Genomic DNA, 18,626 nt, shown 5'->3' on the forward strand with positions numbered 1-18,626 from the left:
CTTTTTTACAGTCTGAAAATATTGATGCTGATCACGTGTTTTGTTACGGGATGGAAATACACTTCAGCACGGGATGAAAACGTTTCTTTTGCGGTTTGCACCGTTACGCGAAACACGTCTTTCGTCTGTTCCCTGTTCACTTTTGTACGGCCCATGTACGAATAATCGGTAAGCTCGGCCCCCTTGTATTCACGTTCAAGCTGGTTCCATGCGAGCTGTTCCCATTTTTCAACTGACGGATCGAGGTGTTCTGTATGCCCTTTTTCAGCGATAGAGGCAATGAGAATGCCGCAAAACAAGAGGGCAAGCGCAAATGGAAGGGATTTCATCTTTTTGTTCTCCTGAGTCGTTTTTTGTCAATCTTAGCGTGTCCAAAGAAGAGACGGATATGCGGTTTTATTTTATGTCTCCCTCATATTGCTATGCCGCAGTGATAAGGACACCAAGTTTTCCCCCGTTGCATCCGGGCTTCGGCGGCATAAACTAACGGAGAACTTCTCATTGAAAGGAGAAGCGTAAGATGGATCATGCCGATTATGATAAAGCCTTGTATTACACACACCGGTCTCAATGGGACAATTTGCTGATTTTGATGGTTCGTACAAAAGATGATTTATTATCAAAGCGTATTGAGCACTTTCTGCACGCGTATCATTTCGAATACGATCATGCGGTGCTTGAAAAAGAGCTGTATTCCCTTCTCGGGTATATTGATCATGCGACAGAGCTCGCTTATGAAGATCAATTAGCCATTTTGACATAAAACAATCCCGGCGTCATACGCCGGGATTTCTTGTGTTTGTGAACATATTCAGCTCTTCGATCATGTCTTTCAGGCTGACCGCCATATCCTCAGATACGGTCCGGCGCTCCATGTCGATGTGAATCGGGTCTAATACCAGCTGTTTCGGGATGACATTTGCATAGACGCCCCGCATGACCGTCCGCATATTCGCCAGCGCGTTCATGCCTCCTTTTCCTCCGCCCGCCGCGGCAATGATGGCCACCGGTTTGTATGCCCAGTGATCCTGCTTAAAAAATCGATGGCGTTTTTTAAAGCGCCGCTCATGCCGCTGTGATACTCGGGAGATAATAAGACGACGGCCGCCGACTTTTTCACCTGCTGCCTTAACTTTTGCACTGAAGGCAGCTCATTCTGTTCTTCTTCACCGTTATAAAGCGGCAGTTCACTTTCGCTCAAATCAATAAAATCGGTATGAAACCGATCTCTGATATAAGAAGCGGCAATTCTAGTCCGCCCGTTTTTTCTCGGTGTGCCGCTGATCACTAATATGCTCATGATTTTACCGCCTTTCCAAAAACATTATATTTTACCGCATACAATGCCGCCTGCGTCCGATCGGAAAGATTCAGCTTTGACAGCAGGTTGGACACGTGGGTCTTCACTGTTTTTTCTGAAATAAACAGTGCCGCCGCAATTTCCTTATTGCTTTTTCCTTTGGCTATTTCTTGAAGAACATCTTTTTCACGGGGGGTCAGCTGATAATATTTTTCCTTATCCTGATTATCCTGAACCATATGGGTCAGCACGTGAGGCACAATATCCGCCGACAGCCGGTAACGTCCGGAATACACTTCCCGGAGCGTTTTCACTAAATCATCGGGCTGAGCGTCTTTCAGCTGATACGCTTTTGCGCCGGCTTTAAGGGCGGGAATGACGTGCTCCTGATCAGAATAGCTCGTCAAAACGACGATACTGATGTCCGGAAATCGTTCAGCCGCAATTTTTGCCGCTTCAATGCCGTCCATATCAGGCATTGATAAATCCATCAGAATGATGTCCGGCTCCGTCTTTTCAGCTTGATGAAGCGCTTCAGCACCGGTGGACGCCTCACCGACAACTTCAATGTCTTCCTGAGTGGCGAAGAAATAGCGCAGTCCTTTGCGGACAACATGATGATCATCAGCAATCACAATTTTCATCAATCAGACCTCCTGTCCCGAAACGGAAGCCGAACGGAGACAATCGTTCCGGCGCCAAGCTCGGATTGCAGTGTAAAGCGGCCTCCGATCGCTTCAGCCCGCGCTTTCATGCCGGCCACGCCGAGCGATGGGAGCACAGCATGCGCATCAGAGCTGAAGCCCGCTCCACGGTCGCTAATGTGAAGCTCAGCGTAACCCGGCTTTTTAACGGCGGAAATGATAACCCGGTCCGTTCCCGCATGCTTTTTACAGTTATTCAAGGCTTCCTGGGCGATCCGCCAAAGCGCGTGTTCCTGTTCATCCGTAAGCTCCAGCTCATCCTCCGTTTCACAAACGGCTTCCAGGCCGATAAGAGCGGCGTAGCTTTTGATCGACGCATACAGCCCTTTCGTTAAGCTTTCCGGCTTCAGCTGCCAAATGAGCGCCCTCATTTCTGTTAGCGCATCCTGAGACAGCTCTTGAATAAACGTAATCATCTGCCGGAGCCGATCATCATCTGTAAAGCTCTTTGCGGCTTTTGCCGTTAAGCTGACAGAAAACAGCATCTGATTGACGGAATCATGCAGGTCTTGCGCAAGTCTGCTTCGTTCCATCAACAGGGCGTTCTGCTGCTCAAATTCGGCCAATTTCATCCGCTGAATCGCCGTTCCGATTTGAAATGCAACCGCTTCAAGCAGATGCAGTTCTTCTTCGTTGAAAAATGTCTTTTCACTTGCGGCGACGTTTAATAAACCGAACTTCCGGCCGCCGTCCTCAAGCGGTACGGTCGCATGATGGGTAATGCCCTCCGTATCGCGGCAGTTCGTCGTCTGTTCCGCAAATTCAATCCGTTTACAATTCATTATGTTTACGGCCTTTGTCAATCCGCCATTGCTGAATTTGGTCAGACAATAGCATTCCCCGCTGCACATGAGTGCATTTTCCCGCTGACCGAGAGCCGGCGGTAAATAAGCGGATGCGGCGAGCGTATAAGACCCGTCCGGCTCAATCAGAAAAATCCACCCTGTCTGCAGTCCGGTCAGGCTGAGCAGTTCGCGGAGCACTTTATCAAGCGCTTCCTTTAAATCGTGGTTTTGGTTTAAGGTTTCCGCAATCGCTTTTAACGTTTTTAACGTTTCTACCGTCGTTTTCGTCAATTTCCCTCACTCCGGCCAATCAGAATTATCCATATTATATCAATTCTTTTCTGTATATTCCTTTGTTTTCAGCATGAATTTTCCTCATACTTTCGGATGAGGCGTATAAAAAAACCGCCGGATGTCGCTTCCGGCGGTTTGTTGTTTATTTCGTTTTTTCCACTATGTCATCCACCGTTTTCATGACTGCTTCAGATAATGCGGCAAGACGCTGTTCGCTGTCTTGTAAAGAAGTTCCCTTCACGGCGAAATAGAACTTCACTTTCGGCTCCGTTCCTGATGGACGAAGGCAGAACCAAGAGCCGTCTTCAAGGAAATATTTCAGGACATTTGACTTCGGCAGATCAATATCTTCTTCATGATGATCGGCAAATACAGTCCGTTTTCCCGTTGAATAGTCTTCAGCCTGCGTGATTTGTTTTCCGGCCATCTGCTTCGGCGGATCGTTTCGGAATGAAGTCAGGATAGCGGAAATCTGCTCTGCTCCCTGTTTTCCTTTTAACGTCAATGACTTCAAGCCTTCACGGTAATATCCGTATTCTTTAAAAATGGACAGCAGCGCGTCATAAAGCGACATGCCCTGCTTTTTATAAAAGGCGCATACCTCGACGGCTAACAGCGCAGCCTGGATCGCGTCTTTGTCACGCGCGAAATCGCCGATTAAGTAGCCGTAGCTTTCTTCATACCCGAACTGGAACGTGTATTGGCCTGATTTTTCATATTCTTTGATCTTTTCACCGATAAATTTGAAGCCTGTCAGCGTGTCAACCGTATCTAATCCGAACGATGAAGCGACGGCGCGGCCCAATTCGCTCGTGACAATCGTTTTCATGACGACACCGTTTTCAGGAAGGGTGCCCTGTTTTTTCTTCTCGGAAAGCAGGTAATGCAATAAAAGCGCGCCTGTCTGGTTTCCCGTCAGCACTGTGTACTTGCCTTCGCTGTTTTTTACGGCAATGCCGAGACGGTCGGCATCCGGGTCCGTAGCGACGAGAATATCGGCATTTTGTTCTTCTCCGAGCTTAATGGCATATTCGAATGCCGCGTGCTCTTCCGGATTCGGCGATTTGACGGTTGAAAAATCCGGGTCCGGCAGCTCTTGCTCCTTTACGACGGTGACGTTTTTGTAACCGAGTGCTTCGAGACCGCGGCGCACCGGTTTATTTGCCGTGCCGTGCAGCGGAGTGAACACGACGCTGACATCCACTTCATCCGAAAGCTCGGGATGTACGGAGATGGAAGTCAGTTTTTCAGTATACGGTTTATCAATTTCTTCACCGATTATTTTAATCAAACCTTTTTCTTTCAGCGACTGTTCATCTTCAACTTGAATCGTTAATTCATTTTCTATGGCATTCACTTCCGCAATGACGATGTCCGCTTCTTTCGGCGGCAGCTGTGCGCCGTCATCGCCGTACACTTTATATCCGTTATATTCAGGCGGGTTATGGCTGGCCGTCACGACGATGCCGGCATAAGCGTTCAGCTTTCTCACCGCAAAAGACAGCTCAGGCGTCGGGCGGAGCTCATCAAATACGTATGTTTGAATGCCTTGGGAAGCAAGGGTTTTTGCAGCTTCCATCGCAAACTCAGGAGATTTATGACGGGAGTCGTATGCGATCGCAACCCCTCTTTTTTTTCGCGTCTTCCCCCTGTTTCGCGATATACGCCGCAAGTCCGGCAGATGCTTTGCGGACCGTGTAAATGTTCATTCTGTTCGTACCCGGCCCGATTTCTCCTCTCATGCCTCCTGTTCCGAACTCAAGATTTTTGTAGAAAAAATCTTCCAGCAGCTGCTCGTTTCCTTCTGCGTCCGCCAATAATTTTTTCAATTCTGAATCTAATTGTTCGGCCTGATTCCAGCGTTCGTAACTCTTACTCCAACTCATGTTCGTCCTCCTATAATTTCAGCTTATGACCATATTTTAATATGAAGCGGCTGCCCGTGTCACTTGATAACTTAACCAAATGCTTTATGTAAAAAGATAAAAGAAGGGCTCATGCCTTTTCGGCACAGCCCTCCGGTTATTATTGTTCGAGCGGAACAACCGCGTCGTGCAGCAGCGTATTTAACCACTCAGTGTGTTTTTCTTTCGTTTCGTCATTCCATTGGAATCGGTCGCTCATGTAATCAATCACGGCCGTTTTATACGTTTGCACCCATTTGATGTCGAAGAACAGTCTACCCGTTCTGCGGACGAAGAAATCGGCAGGTGTCGCAGCCATTTCTTCTTCGATGCTGTAAGCCGCTTCCGCCAGAATGTGAACCGGAATCTGGCGTTTTTCCGCTTCATCTTTCAGGCCTTCAATCCGGCTGAATACATTTTCAACGTTAGAGCCGTATCTGATGGCTAACTGCTTAGCGGTTTCCTGTGATAAACCGATTTTCAAGCCGTCTTTTGTCTTTGCTTCCACAAATGACTCGAAGTTTTTAGAGCCGCCGACATGTCCGCCGGAAATCGGCATCGTCTTCGTCTTGCAGCCGCCGAAGTCCTGGCCGCCCTCTTCTTTCAAGCGGTCGCGGACAAGATCGACAATGTGCTCAGCCATTTTACGGTAGCCCGTCAGTTTTCCTCCGGCGATCGTAATCAGGCCTGATTGAGATGTCCAGATTTCATCTTTACGGGAGATCTCAGACGGGTCTTTCCCTTCTTCGTGAATAAGCGGTCTGAGGCCGGCCCAGCTTGATTCAATATCGTCCGCCGTAATGTTCAGTTCCGGGAACATATAATTGATGGAGCTGACGACATAATCGCGATCCTGCACCGTCATGCGCGGGTGCTCAAGTTTTTGTTTGTAAACCGTATCGGTCGTACCCACGTATGTTTTTCCTTCACGCGGAATAGCGAACACCATCCGGCCGTCCGGCGTATCAAAGTACACCGCCTGTTTAAGCGGAAATACGGATTGGTCGAATACGAGATGGACCCCTTTTGTGTGCTGGAGATGTTTTCCGCTTTTGCTGTGGTCTTTTTCTCTCAGTTCGTCGACCCATGGACCTGTCGCATTGACGATTTTTTTGGCGTACACTTTGTATTCCTTGCCTGACAGCAGATCTTCAATTAAAACGCCGACAACTTTTCCTTTTTCATAAAGCAGTTCTTTCACTTTAGAATAGTTGACAGGCTCAGCACCGAATTTAACGGCTTCTTTCATGACTTCAATCGTCAGTCTCGCATCGTCCGTCCGGTACTCTACATAATAGCCTCCGCCTTTTAAGCCGTCTTTTTTGACGAGCGGCTCTTTTTGCAGCGTTTCTTTAGCAGACAGCATGCTTCTGCGCTCTGATTTTTTTACTCCCGCTAAATAGTCATACACACGCAGGCCGATGGAAGTAGAGAATGAACCGAACGTGCCGCCTTTATGAAACGGCAGCAGCATCCATTCCGGCGTCGTGACGTGCGGGCCGTTTTCGTACACGATGGCGCGTTCCTTACCGACTTCAGCCACCATTTTGACTTCAAATTGCTTCAGATAACGCAAACCGCCGTGGACAAGCTTTGTGGATCGGCTTGATGTGCCGGCCGCGAAATCCTGCATTTCGCTCAAAGCGACTTTCATTCCCCTTGAAGCAGCGTCAAGCGCCGTACCGGCACCCGTAATACCTCCGCCTATAATAAACAGATCGTATGTTTTTTTAGTCATGTCTTCCAGCATATGATCCCGTTCCAAACTTGAAAATTGGTGATTCATCATTACGCTTCCTCCTTGTTGTCACGGTATAGAAAAAGAGACCACAACAGCCAAAGCGCATGTCATCACTTTGGTGCTGTGGTCTCTCCTCATCTCAGGACCGTTCCTATTAACTTGTTTTCAGTATACCATAATTTTATCTTATTTAAAAGCCATAGCTGCATTTACTGCTTTTTTCCATCCGCCGTACAATTCATCGCGTTTTTCATCTTCCATTTCCGGTTTGAATTGCTTATCAAGGTTCCACTGATCGGCGATTTCAGTGCTGTCCTTCCAGTAGCCGACAGCGATTCCGGCTAAATACGCGGCACCGAGCGCCGTCGTTTCATTAATTTCCGGACGTTCGACCGGCACATCAAGCAAGTCGCTCTGGAACTGCATGAGGAAGTTATTTTTTACCGCTCCGCCGTCTACACGCAATGTTTTTAAAGAGATGCCTGAATCAGCCTCCATGGCATCAAGCACATCTTTCGCCTGATATGCGAGAGATTCAAGCGTGGCACGGATAAAATGCTCCTTCGTCGTTCCGCGTGTCAGGCCGAAAACTGAGCCGCGCACGTCACTGTCCCAGTACGGTGTGCCCAATCCGACGAAAGCGGGCACGACATAAACACCGTCAGCGGAATCCACACGCTCTGCGTATGTCTCGCTTTCTTTCGAATCCTGGAACATCCGCATGCCGTCTCTCAGCCATTGGATGGCAGAACCTGCGACAAAGATGCTTCCTTCCAATGCATACTCGACTTTTCCGTCTAATCCCCAGGCGATTGTCGTCAGAAGGCCGTGATCAGAAGTGATGGCTTTTTCTCCGGTATTCATCAGCATAAAGCAGCCTGTGCCGTATGTGTTTTTCCCCATGCCTTCTTCAAAGCACGCCTGACCGAACAGCGCAGACTGCTGGTCTCCGGCCGCTCCCGCAATCGGAATGTTCTTACCGAAGAAATGATAATCAACCGTTTTCGCGTACACATGAGAAGACGGTTTCACTTCCGGCAGCATTGATTTCGGCACGCCTAAAATATCAAGAAGCTCGTCATCCCATTTTAATTCATGGATATTAAACATCAGCGTTCTTGAAGCGTTGGAATAATCCGTTACGTGCGCCGCGCCTCCGGACATTTTCCAGATGAGCCATGAATCAATCGTTCCGAACAGAAGATTTCCGTTTTCCGCTTTTTCCCGCGCGCCTTCTACATTGTCAAGAATCCATTTGACTTTCGTTCCTGAGAAATAAGGGTCGATCAAAAGTCCCGTTTTTTCTCTGAATGTATCATTATATCCTTTTTCACGAAGCTCTTCGCAAATGCCGGATGTTTGTCTCGATTGCCACACAATCGCATTGTATACCGGCTTTCCGGTATCTTTATCCCATACGACCGTCGTTTCCCTTTGGTTCGTGATGCCGATACCGGCAATTTGATCAGCGCTGATTCCGGACTCGGAAATCACAGTCGCGATAACGGCGAGCACCGATCCCCAGATTTCGTTCGCATTGTGCTCCACCCAGCCCGGCTGAGGGAAATGCTGTGTGAATTCCTTTTGAGCGGAATGCACGATTTTTCCTTCTTTATTAAAAAGAATCGCTCTTGAACTTGTTGTGCCTTGGTCAATTGATAAAATATAGGTCTCCATGATGCCGCTCTCCTTTTTAAATATATTCAGAATTTGATAATGTTTTCTGTGATTGAGATTTCTTGGTATAAATATAGAGTATGAAAAGCACTACAACCATTATAACGCTTACAAACCAAAAGCTAGGTGTCACATTTCCTTTAAACGCGGCATTGTAAAATACGCCGCCGAACGCACCGCCCATGATCGGACCGATTACGGGAATCCAGGCATATTTCCAATTTGACGGCCCTTTTTTCGGGATCGGCAGAAAGGCGTGAGCGATTCTCGGCCCCAGATCCCGCGCAGGGTTGATCGCATATCCGGTCGTCCCTCCAAGAGAAATCCCGATGGCAACGATGAGGAATCCGACAATCAGCGGGTTCAGCCCTTTTGTAAATTCATTCGCTCCGATTGCCAAAATGCCGAGCACAAGCACAAACGTACCAATGACTTCACTTATCATATTCCCAAATGTATGAGGAATACTCGGGCCGGTCGAGAAAACGCCCAGTTTAGCGGCCGGATCATCCGTCGCCTTCCAATGCGGCAGATAATGAAGGTACACAACAACCGCACCGATCATTGCTCCGATCATCTGTCCCGTAATATAAACAGGGACGTCTTTCCAAGGAAAGCTGCCTTCAAGCGCAAGGCCTATCGTTAAAGCCGGATTCAAGTGAGCGCCGCTGATGCTGCCGACGGCATATGCCGCCATGGCTACTCCCAATCCCCAGCCGAATACAATAACAATCCATCCGGATTGGTATGAAAGCGATTTCTTTAAATTGACTCCCGCACAAACGCCGCCGCCGAAAATAACAAGCAGCATTGTACCGATTACTTCTCCCCAAAATGCTGTCATCACCATTCCTCCTAAATGACAAAATAGCAGGTTTGACAGAGTTATAGAGAATAAAAAACCCACAACAAACCGCTTTACGCTTTATTGCTTCCGTAAAGAGCTGTTGTGGGTCTCCGGATCTCCATCACATAGTATTAACCTAGGTCTATTGTAACAATGGGTGTAAGCGGTGTCAATCTTTTTTTGTCATAGAATGTTCATATTTAGCCCATAGTTCGGTGTCTGAAGTCGTCACGGCCGTGGCTCCTGCCTGCAAGGCGTTTTCAACGTCCTGCTCCGTGCGGATAAAGCCGCCGGCAAAAATCGGAATCCCCGTCATTTCTTTAATTTCTCTGATTAAAGTCGGAACGATGCCCGGGAGAACCTCGATAAAGTCAGGCTTATGCTTTCCGACGAATTCCATGCTTTTCTCCATGGCGCTCGTATCCAAGAGAAACAGACGCTGGATCGCGTATATTTTCTTTTGTTTCGCTTTGACGATGACTGATGATCTCGTCGAAATGATGCCCGCGGGCCGGATATCCTGACAAATAAACTCCGCACCGTATTCGTCATGCTTAATGCCGTGAATTAAATCGACGTGAACCATCAGAAGTTTTCCGTGTTTTTTCGCTTCATTCACAACACCTTTTAATTGACCGAGGTGGATATCTAAAATGACGCCGTATAAGAACGGACTCTCTAAAAATGCATCGAATTGCTTCATGTTCCGGATAGCCGGTAGAATCTTCTGGTTGTGAAAACTCATGTTTTACTCCTTTACATTAAAAATCAATGCTCAGCACGCTTTCCTTGACGGTCGAAATGATGAAAGAGAGCTCCTCGTCGGACAGGCAAAAAGGCGGAGACAGCTGAATGACATTATTATATCCCGCTACAGTATCACCATTTTTCCCGACAAGCAGGCCTTTTTCTCTGCACGCGGTGATGACGTGCTGCACAAGAGCGGCATCAGCGGGTTCCTTCGTGATTTTGTCCTTGACGAGCTCAATGCCGGCAAGAAGGCCTTTGCCCCGTACATCGCCGACCGCCGGATGTTCTTTGAGCGGCTCAAGCTCACGGAGCAGCCGTTCTCCAAGCTCCCGGGAACGGGCGATCAGATTTTCGTCCTCCATCAATTGCAGGTTTTTCAAAGCAAGGGCGCAGGCTGCCGGATTGCCTCCGAATGTATTCACGTGCCGGAAGCGGCCGTACGGCTCACCGCCTGAATACGCCTCAAAAATCTCCCGTTTTACTGCCGTTGCCGACAGCGGCAGATAAGCGCTCGTAATGCCTTTTGCCATTGTGACGATGTCCGGTGAAACGCCGTAATGCTGAAATCCGAACGGCTCTCCCGTGCGGCCGAAACCGCAAATGACTTCATCACTGATCAGAAGCGCGCCGTGGCGGCGGCAAATGTCCTCTACCTTTGCCATATACCCGTCCGGAGGCATCAGTATCCCTCCGCCTGTAATAATCGGTTCCATAATAACGCCGGCAATCGTTTCGCTTAACTCCCACGTCATGATCCGGTCGATTTCATGCGCGCTTTCCAATGTGACGGCATCGCCGGGATTCCGATAGAGATCAGGCGGCGCCGCGTGCAAAAAACCTTGTGAGAGCGGCTCATATTTATATTTTCTCTGCGCCTGACCGGTAGCGGCGAGCGCCCCCATCGTATTGCCGTGATAGCCTCTGTACCGGGAGATGAATTTGAAGCGGCTGTGATCGCCGTTTTCAATGTGGTATTGGCGGGCAATTTTGAACGCGGTTTCATTTGCTTCCGATCCGCTGTTGGAAAAGAAGATTACATAATCGCCGCCGAGCCATTCATTCAGTTTTTCCGCAAGCTCAATCGCGGGTTGATGGCTTTGGGTCAGCGGATAATAAGGAAGCTCCTTCAATTGGCTGTAAGCCGCATCGGCAAGCTCCTTTCTCCCGTATCCGATATTGACGCACCACAGTCCTGACATGCCGTCCAAATACCGCCTGCCGTCAATATCCGTAACCCAGGCGCCTTCCCCTTTTTGGACGATTATGCTGTCATCCGGCTCCGCCCCTTTCATCGCGTGCCAAATCAGCTCTTTATCCTTTTGTTTGAGTGACTGATTTTTTTTGTACATGTTCCACACCGCTCATCTCCCTTTCAATATCATTGCACTGTATCGAAAGCTGCCCGGCTTCTGACGCCGATTCTCTTGGTGAAGTTTTCCTCTTAATAAGAATATAAAGGCGCGGCATGGGCGAGTCAATAAAGCGGCGGCAATTAAAAAAACGCTTTCTCCCAGAAAGCGAAAGGGCTACAAGAGCATATCCCGAAACCGGGGCCGGTGCAAGTGTTTTTATAAAAAAACCCGCCCCTTAAGCGGAGCGGGCGTTTTTTTTTATTTCAGATGCGTAATCCGGTAAATGTCTTTGCGCCGGTCTTTCAGCTGGCGCACGGTTCCGTTTTCACGCTGCCTTCTTAAGATTTCAAGGTCCACGTCCCCGATCACGACCATTTCGATATTCGGATTCGTTTCACCGACGATTCCGTCTCTGGCAAATTCAAAATCAGACGGAGCAAAAATGGCTGACTGCGCGTATTGAATATCCATATTTTCTGTTTGCGGCAGGTTTCCGACCGTACCTGAGATGACGGTGTAAATTTGGTTTTCAACCGCTCGCGCCTGAGAGCAGTACCTTACGCGCAAGTAGCCTTGGCGGTCTTCAGTGCAGAACGGCGTAAAGATAATTTTCGCCCCTTGATCCGCGGCAATTCTCGCAAGCTCCGGAAATTCGATATCGTAACAGATCTGAATGGCGATCTTTCCGCAGTCCGTATCAAATACGCGCACCCTGTCTCCGGCGCTGATGCCCCACCATTTCCGCTCATTCGGCGTAATGTGAAGCTTATATTGTTTTTCAATCGTGCCGTCACGTCTGAATAAGTACGCGATGTTATAAATTTTCCCCTCTTCTTCAACGAAGTGGGAGCCGCCGATGATGTTGACGTTATATTTCACCGCGAGATCTGTAAAGAGGCTGATATAGTCCTCGGTATATTCGGTAATCCTCTGAATGGCCAGACTCGGAGAACGCTCCTCGAGGAAAGACATGAGCTGCGTCGTGAAAATCTCCGGGAACACTGCGAAATCAGATCTCGCATCGGAAGCCACATCGACATAATATTCAACCTGATTGGCAAATTCCTCGAAGGAGTAAATCTTTTTCATTTCATATTGAATGACGCAGATGCGCACCGGAAATGCCGATTTGTAATAGCGCTTCGATTGCGGCAGGTAATCGACATTGTTCCATTGCATTAATGTCGCATATTTAATGGACGCGGTGTCATCCGGGAGATAATTCGGATTGATCCGCATGAGCGTAAATCCGTTCATCAGCTGGAAAGAAAGCACCGGATCATAAATCTGATGGCGCGTCACCTGTTCGACATAGGCTCTCGCCGTCATTTCTTCCGCATACTTATGATAATTCGGAATCCGCCCGCCGATAATGATGCTTTTCAGATTCAATCGTCTCGCCAAGTCTTTTCTCGCCTCATACAGCCGGTGTCCGATTTTCATCCGTCTGTATTCCGGGTGAACCATTACCTCAATCCCGTACAGATTCAATCCGTCCGGGTTGTGGTTCGTGATATAACCGTCGTCTGTAATGTCCTGCCACGTGTGGCGGTCATCATATTCATCGAAATTGATGATCAGGCTTGAGCATGAACCGATAATTTCCCCTTCATACTCGGCGCAAAACTGACCTTCCGGAAAGTGCGCGAGATGGCTGATTAAATGCTCAGGCTCCCACGGCTCCATCCCCGGAAAACAATCCTTTTGCAGCTCAATAATTTTGTTGATATCTTTCTCTTCCATATTCCGGATGACCATTTTCTTTTCAAAACGGGTCAGATCAAGTTTCTCAGACAATGCTGCTTCCCCCTGCCGTTTCGTTTTGATCGTTCAATCGCTGTAAGAGTAATTCAAGTTCCATTTCCGCCATCGATTCCAGTCTGTGATCGTATTCTTCAAATAACAGGGCGCTTGTTACCTTATTCGGGACGATGACACATTTCATGCCGGCCCGTTTGGCTGCGATTGAGCCGTTGACCGAATCCTCAAAGGCCAGACATTCAGATGGTTCAACGCCTAAATGTTCCGCAGCTTTCAGATAGAGCTCCGGATTCGGCTTCACTTCTTCTACGTCGTCAGCCGTCTGAATCACTTCAAATTCATCAAACAGGCCTAATTCCTTCAGATGGCCCGATACCCATTTAAAATCTGAGCTGGACGCGAGCCCCACTTTCAATCCTAATTCTTTTGCCGCGGCTAAATAAGCCTCCACCCCGGGACGCGCCGTTTCCGTCTTCATCCGCTGTTCGAAGCGCCCGCGCCTGATCGCCGTCAGTTCATCATGATCGAGCTTTCTTCCCAGCTGCTCCTCTAAATATGCGAACGGCTTAAACCCCGCGGCCGTTCCGATCACCTTTCCCCAGACGGATAAAGGCAATGTTGAACCGTGTTCTTCAAACATTTCCTGCAGCACTTCATATTCATGGGTTTCTGTATCTAAAATTAACCCGTCAAAATCAAAGATTAATGCTTTTATCAATGGTTACAGCTCCTTTAGCTAAACGTACTGACCTATGTATACACTATACCGTGAATTTCTTTCGCGTTCAAAATGTAACATTCTCACGGAAAGAAGAGCCTGCATGAGTGCAAGCTCTCTTCATCCGTTACTGTGTGTTTTGACTGGAAATATTGGAAAGAGCTGCTCCCGCAGACTCATTTGAACGCTGATCGACCGCTAAGTCTCCAAGCGCAACGATCCCGACCAGATGATTTTGATCGACAATGGGAAGGCGGCGGATTTGGTGTTGGGCCATCAGATGTGACGCCTCTTCAAGACTCATTTCCGGGTTTCCGGATACAACTGTAGAAGACATCACGTGTGAAACAGGTGTTTGGCCGTCGCGGCCTTGAGCCGTTGTTCTCAATGCGATATCACGGTCTGTCAGCATTCCTTTTAATTCCCCTCCGTCAACGACGGGAATTGCTCCGACATTATGCTGGTGCATCAGCGCAGCCGCTTCCTGAATCGTTTGATTGGGAGAAACGGTAGCCACGTGGGTAGTCATTGATTGTTTGATTGAACTCATTGTAAAGCACCCCTTTCGACATTTATTATGCTCGGGGATTTGTCTCATTATAAAGGGAGTTAGAGGAAAGAAATTGTGGTATCATGTCAAGGAAGCAAAAAAGAGCCTGTCAAAAGGCTCTTTATACCCGTCAGATCAGCCTTCTGTGACCGCAGGCTTCTGATCCGGCCCCTGTCTCGAAATCATCATAGGTAAAGGGAAAATTCATTCCGCATTCATTCAGCAAAGCGCAATTTTTATCAAACAGCGCCCGCTCTTTGACGTCATATACGGGGTGCGGCTTTGACAGCATGATATGTACCGTTTGCAGACAAGCCATAATTTGAAACGCTTCTTTTAAAGTTCCTTGGTAACGTTGGTTTTGTAAAGACAATACGCCCCTTTTTTTAAAGCGCTGAATTTCCAGTTCGGAGAAATAAAGAGGAAAGACATTTTGAAACAATTCAGAGGAAAGCTCTTGTATCGCGCTTTCTTGTCCGTCAGTCGCTGCGTTCACAATTCTCACATCAATCACCTTTCTTGCCATGTGAATATCCTTAATCTTTATCAAGAATAGCATAGAAAAAAACGCGAAAGCTAAGGTAAGTGTTTCCTATTGAAACAGCCGCTTTCCGCTTGAAAAGGAGCTTTATGATATGAAACAAAATGACCGCGGTCTGGAACTCCTGATTACGGAAAAACACGCCGGACAATGGCTGTTTTCAGTCCTGAAATCTGAATTCCAGGCGTCAAAACCCGTGATAACGGAATGGATGAACCAAAAAAGCATTCAGGTGAATCGGACATCCCCGAAAAACAACATCATACTGAAAACCGGAGACCGCTTATTCATTGATCTTCAGGAAAGAACGGGTTCTTCGGTGATTCCTGAATACGGAGAGCCGGACATTTTATTTGAGGACAGTCATATGCTGATTGCAAATAAGCCGGCGGGAATGCCGACTCATCCAAATGAAGAGGGTCAGACCGGAACCCTCAGCAACCTGATCGCTTATCATTTTCAAATCAACGGCGAACAGGCGAAAGTGCGCCACGTTCACCGTCTTGACCGTGACACGTCAGGCGCGGTCGTTTTTGCGAAACACCGCCTGGCCCATGCAATCCTTGACCGTCAGCTCGAAACCAAAACATTAAAACGCACCTATATCGCCGCGGCGGAAGGAAAAGTCACGCCGAAAAAAGGCACGGTTGACTCGCCGATCGGCCGCGACAGGTCACATTCCGTCAGACGGCGCGTCTCACCCGGCGGACAAGCCGCCGTCACCCATTACAAAGTGAAAGGCTATCATCCCGGTGCGCAGCTTACATTGGCAGAGCTTGAACTGGAAACCGGGAGAACACATCAAATCAGGGTGCATATGGCAAGCATCGGCCATCCGTTGGCGGGCGATGACCTGTACGGCGGAAGCAGGGCGCTGTTTCACAGGCAGGCGCTTCACGCCAGAAAAGTCAGTGTCGTCCATCCGATCTCAGGAGAAGAAATCGTTGCCGAGGCGCCGATGCCGGCTGATCTGGCTCATTTTACCGAAACGTATTTTTCTTAAACCGGGTCGGCATATATAATATATCGTTTCGGCGCATTTCCAATGTAAGAAAACGGATAGCAAGTGGTCAGGATCAGTTCCTCCCTCTCGTGTTGAAGGGTGATGACAGACGTATCATCCCGGCTGACGATTTTTGTGCGGCTGATTTTATAAGAAAACGTGCCGTAAGACAAAATCACGTTCAGTCTGTCTCCTTTTTTCAGTTCGCCGGTCCGGCGGAACACCGTGTCCCTGTGGCCGGATAACACAATTTGGCCGTGATCGCCAGGATAATAGCTGTCCTTATAATGTCCGACGCCTTTTGCTAAATCATCTGCGTCAGTCCCTTCGACGATCGGGAGCTCAGCGTCAATTTCAGGGATTTCTAAAATGCCGCTTGCCTCACCCGTTTCGGGGTGAAATTCTTTTTTGCGCTGTGCCTGCACAGCGCTTTTTGTTTCGTTCTTTTCCAAGACAGGTTCTGTTGCTTTTTTTGCTTCTTCAAGCGATTGGTTCGTTTTCATATGTGAATCAATGATCTTCCAGCTTCCGTAACATGTGATGATAACACCTGCGATGATGACGAGAAGCGGAATATGTTTCAGTTTGTTCATCGTGTGCGGGCTCCCCTTTTCTTTCTGAAAAGCCAATATACGCCGGCACCCGTGATCACCAGGCCGGCCAATGCCGTCTGATGGCTGCCCGCTGAAGTATCAGGCAATGGGCGGCCTTTTTGTGTGCCGCTTTCAGTCTGTTCTGTGCTTTGTTCCGAATTTGCAGCAGACGCCGGACGGGATTCGGGAATTGACTGCACTGTATCGGATGCTGTTTCTTCTGCGACAGGACGTTCAGGTTTTTTGGCTTGATCAGGCTGTTCTGCTGCATCAGGTTTTTTAGCGGGTTTTTCCGCTTGAGGTTTTTCTCCTTTATCAGGCCCGGTGCCGCCCGGTGTTTCCCCGCTTCCCGGCTGATTGCCGGTGTCATCAGGTGTTTCGGTGGCTGATGCCGTGCGGATGCGGCCGTCGGTTTGATAAGAAATCGGTGCGGAAAAGCTTTTGACATAGTCTACGGTCGCTTCCAAATCCTCAGGCCCCGTCACCGGATTCTTGCCGAGTTTCCCGATCGGACCGTATTTTGCCCCCGCCGCTGTCGCCATAAATTGATTGACTGTTACTGTATATCCTTTTTCGGGCTGTATGTCTGTGCCGTCCGCCATCTTTATATCCACCGCTTGTCCGGTTTCCGGGTTCCATGTATAGGAAAATCCGCTGATGCTGTAATCCGGTCCGTACACCGGAGATATTTGCGCGTTGATGATCTCCCGCAAATCTTTTCCTTTGATTTCAAGCTTCGTCAGCACATTGCCGAACGGCTGTACATTATATAGGTCTCCCCATGTGATCGTCCCTTTTTTTATGCCGTCCCGGATGCCTCCCCCATTCATAAGCGCAAAATCGGATTTCATCTTCGCTTTCATACCGTCGGCAATCAGATTTCCGAGCGCCGTGTCGCCGTCATTTGAATACCCGCCCGTTATATCACGGGCCGCTTCCCCGACCGTTTCGCTGATAATCGGTTTCACTTTCTCTTCATATTTGCTTAATATGCCTGCCGCATCCGGATCAGGCTTGATTTTACTTTGATCGATATATTGGATTTCCGCTGATTTTTTCACGATATCCTTCGATTCTTTATCAAGTTCGAGATCGGCGATTCCGATTGCTTTTCCGTATTCAAATGCCTGCACGATCAGCTTGCCGTTGATTTCTCCGTTTACGACTTTATGATTGTGCGCGGCGAAAATCACGTCAATCTCTGAGTCTGTTCCGCTTGCAAGCTTTGCGGATTCTCCCGTGATGGCTGAGCCATTTTGTTCAGCAGACATATGGGCGAGCACGGCGATTGCTTTAATTCCTTTTTTCTTCAGGTCTGCGGCGGCGTCATTGACGGCCTTTACCTCATCCGTAAACGTAATATTTTTAATTCCGTCCGGGATGACCATGCCTGCCGCCGATCTGGTTACAACCCCGATAAATGCGACCGGAATTCCGGAAACGTATTTGATTTCATACGGCGGCAGAAAGGACTCCCCTGACTTCAATTTACAGTTGGCGCAGACGAGCGGGAAATCTTGGCCGTCATAACCGCTTGTCCCCTTACCGTCCGGATGATCTCCTCCATTGATGATCCGCTTAAGCTCATTCGTTCCTTCATCGAATTCGTGATTGCCGACAGTTCCGACATCAAAACCGATGTCTTCCATCAGTTCTACTGTCGGTTCATCCTGAAAAAGGGCTGACACGGGAGAGCTGCCCCCGATCATATCGCCCGCATGCACGACAAAGGCGTGTTCTTTCTCGGCTTTCGCCTTTTTAATGTACGCGGCGGCGTAGTCCATCCGTCCGAAAGTGCCATCCGGTTTACCGTCTCCGTTAAGGTCAAGCTCATATTGCTGATCAATTTTTCCGTGCAGATCATTCATGCTGATGATTCTGAGCGGGATACGGCCGGAGTCTTCAGTCTGCCGTTCTTTATACGCTTTATCCGTTCCAGCTTCATTCAGTGATCCGGCTTGTCCGATTGCTTCCGCATCTTTCACGCTGAACATCATAAAACAAACCGTCAGCAAACAGCACGAAAGACGCAAACCCCTTTTTTTCTTCATTCATTTCCCCCCTGTCTTCTAAGAAATACGTTAGCTTATTTTCTTAAAAATCACA

General features: G+C 48.4%; 15 protein-coding genes and 3 pseudogenes. 2 read left to right on the top strand and 16 right to left on the bottom strand.

What is annotated here, in order from left to right:
• Positions 1–5 precede the first annotated feature (5 nt).
• Positions 6–329: a DUF3889 domain-containing protein gene (locus tag MJQ52_RS06410; RefSeq protein ID WP_003155332.1), complete on the bottom strand. Its 324-nt coding sequence runs from the start codon at positions 327–329 to the stop codon at positions 6–8.
• Positions 330–520: 191 nt separating this feature from the next.
• Here MJQ52_RS06410 and MJQ52_RS06415 point away from each other — a divergent pair, with 191 nt between their 5' ends.
• Positions 521–763, top strand: a complete 243-nt coding sequence (locus MJQ52_RS06415) for a YhdB family protein (RefSeq protein WP_070081560.1) — start codon at positions 521–523, stop codon at positions 761–763.
• A 13-nt stretch (positions 764–776) separates the two neighbouring features.
• Here MJQ52_RS06415 and MJQ52_RS06420 read toward each other — a convergent pair.
• The 13 genes and pseudogenes from MJQ52_RS06420 to MJQ52_RS06480 form a co-directional block, all read right to left on the bottom strand.
• A pseudogene (locus MJQ52_RS06420) lies at positions 777–1,300 on the bottom strand (NADPH-dependent FMN reductase).
• Positions 1,297–1,944 carry a response regulator gene (locus MJQ52_RS06425; RefSeq protein WP_070081558.1) on the bottom strand — a complete coding sequence of 216 codons (648 nt, stop codon included), beginning with the start codon at positions 1,942–1,944 and terminating at the stop codon, positions 1,297–1,299. Before MJQ52_RS06425 ends, MJQ52_RS06420 begins: the two are co-directional and overlap by 4 nt.
• The gene (locus tag MJQ52_RS06430) at positions 1,944–3,080 is read right to left on the bottom strand and encodes a GAF domain-containing sensor histidine kinase (RefSeq protein WP_094247111.1); all 1,137 of its coding nucleotides are present in this window, start codon (positions 3,078–3,080) and stop codon (positions 1,944–1,946) included. Before MJQ52_RS06430 ends, MJQ52_RS06425 begins: the two co-directional genes overlap by 1 nt.
• Positions 3,081–3,225: 145 nt before the next feature.
• A pseudogene (locus MJQ52_RS06435) lies at positions 3,226–4,969 on the bottom strand (phospho-sugar mutase).
• Positions 4,970–5,108: 139 nt separating this feature from the next.
• Positions 5,109–6,776: a glycerol-3-phosphate dehydrogenase gene (gene glpD, locus MJQ52_RS06440; RefSeq protein WP_003155341.1), complete on the bottom strand. Its 1,668-nt coding sequence runs from the start codon at positions 6,774–6,776 to the stop codon at positions 5,109–5,111.
• Between the two features lie 138 nt (positions 6,777–6,914).
• Positions 6,915–8,405 carry a glycerol kinase GlpK gene (gene glpK / locus MJQ52_RS06445; RefSeq protein ID WP_007610291.1) on the bottom strand — a complete coding sequence of 497 codons (1,491 nt, stop codon included), beginning with the start codon at positions 8,403–8,405 and terminating at the stop codon, positions 6,915–6,917.
• Positions 8,406–8,421: 16 nt separating this feature from the next.
• On the bottom strand, positions 8,422–9,249 hold the full coding sequence (locus MJQ52_RS06450) for an MIP/aquaporin family protein (protein WP_077721989.1): 828 nt from the start codon (positions 9,247–9,249) through the stop codon (positions 8,422–8,424).
• A gap of 172 nt (positions 9,250–9,421) precedes the next feature.
• A complete protein-coding gene (locus MJQ52_RS06455; RefSeq protein WP_025649522.1) occupies positions 9,422–9,997 on the bottom strand; it encodes a glycerol-3-phosphate responsive antiterminator in 576 nt (191 codons plus the stop codon).
• 16 nt (positions 9,998–10,013) lie between these two features.
• Positions 10,014–11,367 (bottom strand): annotated as a pseudogene (locus MJQ52_RS06460) (aspartate aminotransferase family protein).
• Positions 11,368–11,612: 245 nt separating this feature from the next.
• Entirely contained in the window at positions 11,613–13,151 is a 1,539-nt protein-coding gene (locus tag MJQ52_RS06465) for a bifunctional GNAT family N-acetyltransferase/carbon-nitrogen hydrolase family protein (RefSeq protein ID WP_007408451.1), read from the bottom strand.
• Complete coding sequence (locus MJQ52_RS06470; RefSeq protein ID WP_007408450.1) at positions 13,144–13,833, bottom strand: HAD family hydrolase; 690 nt, start codon at positions 13,831–13,833, stop codon at positions 13,144–13,146. Before MJQ52_RS06470 ends, MJQ52_RS06465 begins: the two co-directional genes overlap by 8 nt.
• Before the next feature lie 127 nt (positions 13,834–13,960).
• On the bottom strand, positions 13,961–14,383 hold the full coding sequence (locus tag MJQ52_RS06475; protein WP_007610283.1) for a CBS domain-containing protein: 423 nt from the start codon (positions 14,381–14,383) through the stop codon (positions 13,961–13,963).
• 130 nt (positions 14,384–14,513) lie between these two features.
• Positions 14,514–14,909, bottom strand: a complete 396-nt coding sequence (locus MJQ52_RS06480; protein ID WP_007408448.1) for a DUF5365 family protein — start codon at positions 14,907–14,909, stop codon at positions 14,514–14,516.
• 109 nt (positions 14,910–15,018) lie between these two features.
• Between MJQ52_RS06480 and MJQ52_RS06485 the strand changes: the two genes are divergently transcribed.
• Positions 15,019–15,927, top strand: coding sequence for an RluA family pseudouridine synthase (locus MJQ52_RS06485; RefSeq protein WP_094247113.1), 909 nt, complete (start codon positions 15,019–15,021; stop codon positions 15,925–15,927).
• Here MJQ52_RS06485 and MJQ52_RS06490 read toward each other — a convergent pair.
• On the bottom strand, positions 15,924–16,520 hold the full coding sequence (locus MJQ52_RS06490) for a class D sortase (protein ID WP_094247114.1): 597 nt from the start codon (positions 16,518–16,520) through the stop codon (positions 15,924–15,926). The two genes, MJQ52_RS06485 and MJQ52_RS06490, sit on opposite strands and share 4 nt — an antisense overlap.
• Complete coding sequence (locus MJQ52_RS06495) at positions 16,517–18,571, bottom strand: 5'-nucleotidase C-terminal domain-containing protein (protein ID WP_191073298.1); 2,055 nt, start codon at positions 18,569–18,571, stop codon at positions 16,517–16,519. Before MJQ52_RS06495 ends, MJQ52_RS06490 begins: the two co-directional genes overlap by 4 nt.
• Between the last annotated feature and the right edge of the window lie 55 nt (positions 18,572–18,626).

Source organism: Bacillus sp. jun7 (assembly GCF_051034795.1).
Classification (GTDB): Bacteria; Bacillota; Bacilli; order Bacillales; family Bacillaceae; genus Bacillus; species Bacillus velezensis.

Coding starts and splice junctions, on each gene's coding strand:
- glpD (WP_003155341.1), bottom strand. CDS start 6,776: ATGATGAATCACCAATTTTCAAGTTTGGAACGGGATCATATGCTGGAA.
- MJQ52_RS06485 (WP_094247113.1), top strand. CDS start 15,019: ATGAAACAAAATGACCGCGGTCTGGAACTCCTGATTACGGAAAAACAC.
- MJQ52_RS06410 (WP_003155332.1), bottom strand. CDS start 329: ATGAAATCCCTTCCATTTGCGCTTGCCCTCTTGTTTTGCGGCATTCTC.
- glpK (WP_007610291.1), bottom strand. CDS start 8,405: ATGGAGACCTATATTTTATCAATTGACCAAGGCACAACAAGTTCAAGA.
- MJQ52_RS06450 (WP_077721989.1), bottom strand. CDS start 9,249: ATGACAGCATTTTGGGGAGAAGTAATCGGTACAATGCTGCTTGTTATT.
- MJQ52_RS06425 (WP_070081558.1), bottom strand. CDS start 1,944: ATGAAAATTGTGATTGCTGATGATCATCATGTTGTCCGCAAAGGACTG.
- MJQ52_RS06415 (WP_070081560.1), top strand. CDS start 521: ATGGATCATGCCGATTATGATAAAGCCTTGTATTACACACACCGGTCT.
- MJQ52_RS06455 (WP_025649522.1), bottom strand. CDS start 9,997: ATGAGTTTTCACAACCAGAAGATTCTACCGGCTATCCGGAACATGAAG.
- MJQ52_RS06490 (WP_094247114.1), bottom strand. CDS start 16,520: ATGAACAAACTGAAACATATTCCGCTTCTCGTCATCATCGCAGGTGTT.
- MJQ52_RS06475 (WP_007610283.1), bottom strand. CDS start 14,383: ATGAGTTCAATCAAACAATCAATGACTACCCACGTGGCTACCGTTTCT.
- MJQ52_RS06495 (WP_191073298.1), bottom strand. CDS start 18,571: ATGAAGAAAAAAAGGGGTTTGCGTCTTTCGTGCTGTTTGCTGACGGTT.
- MJQ52_RS06480 (WP_007408448.1), bottom strand. CDS start 14,909: ATGGCAAGAAAGGTGATTGATGTGAGAATTGTGAACGCAGCGACTGAC.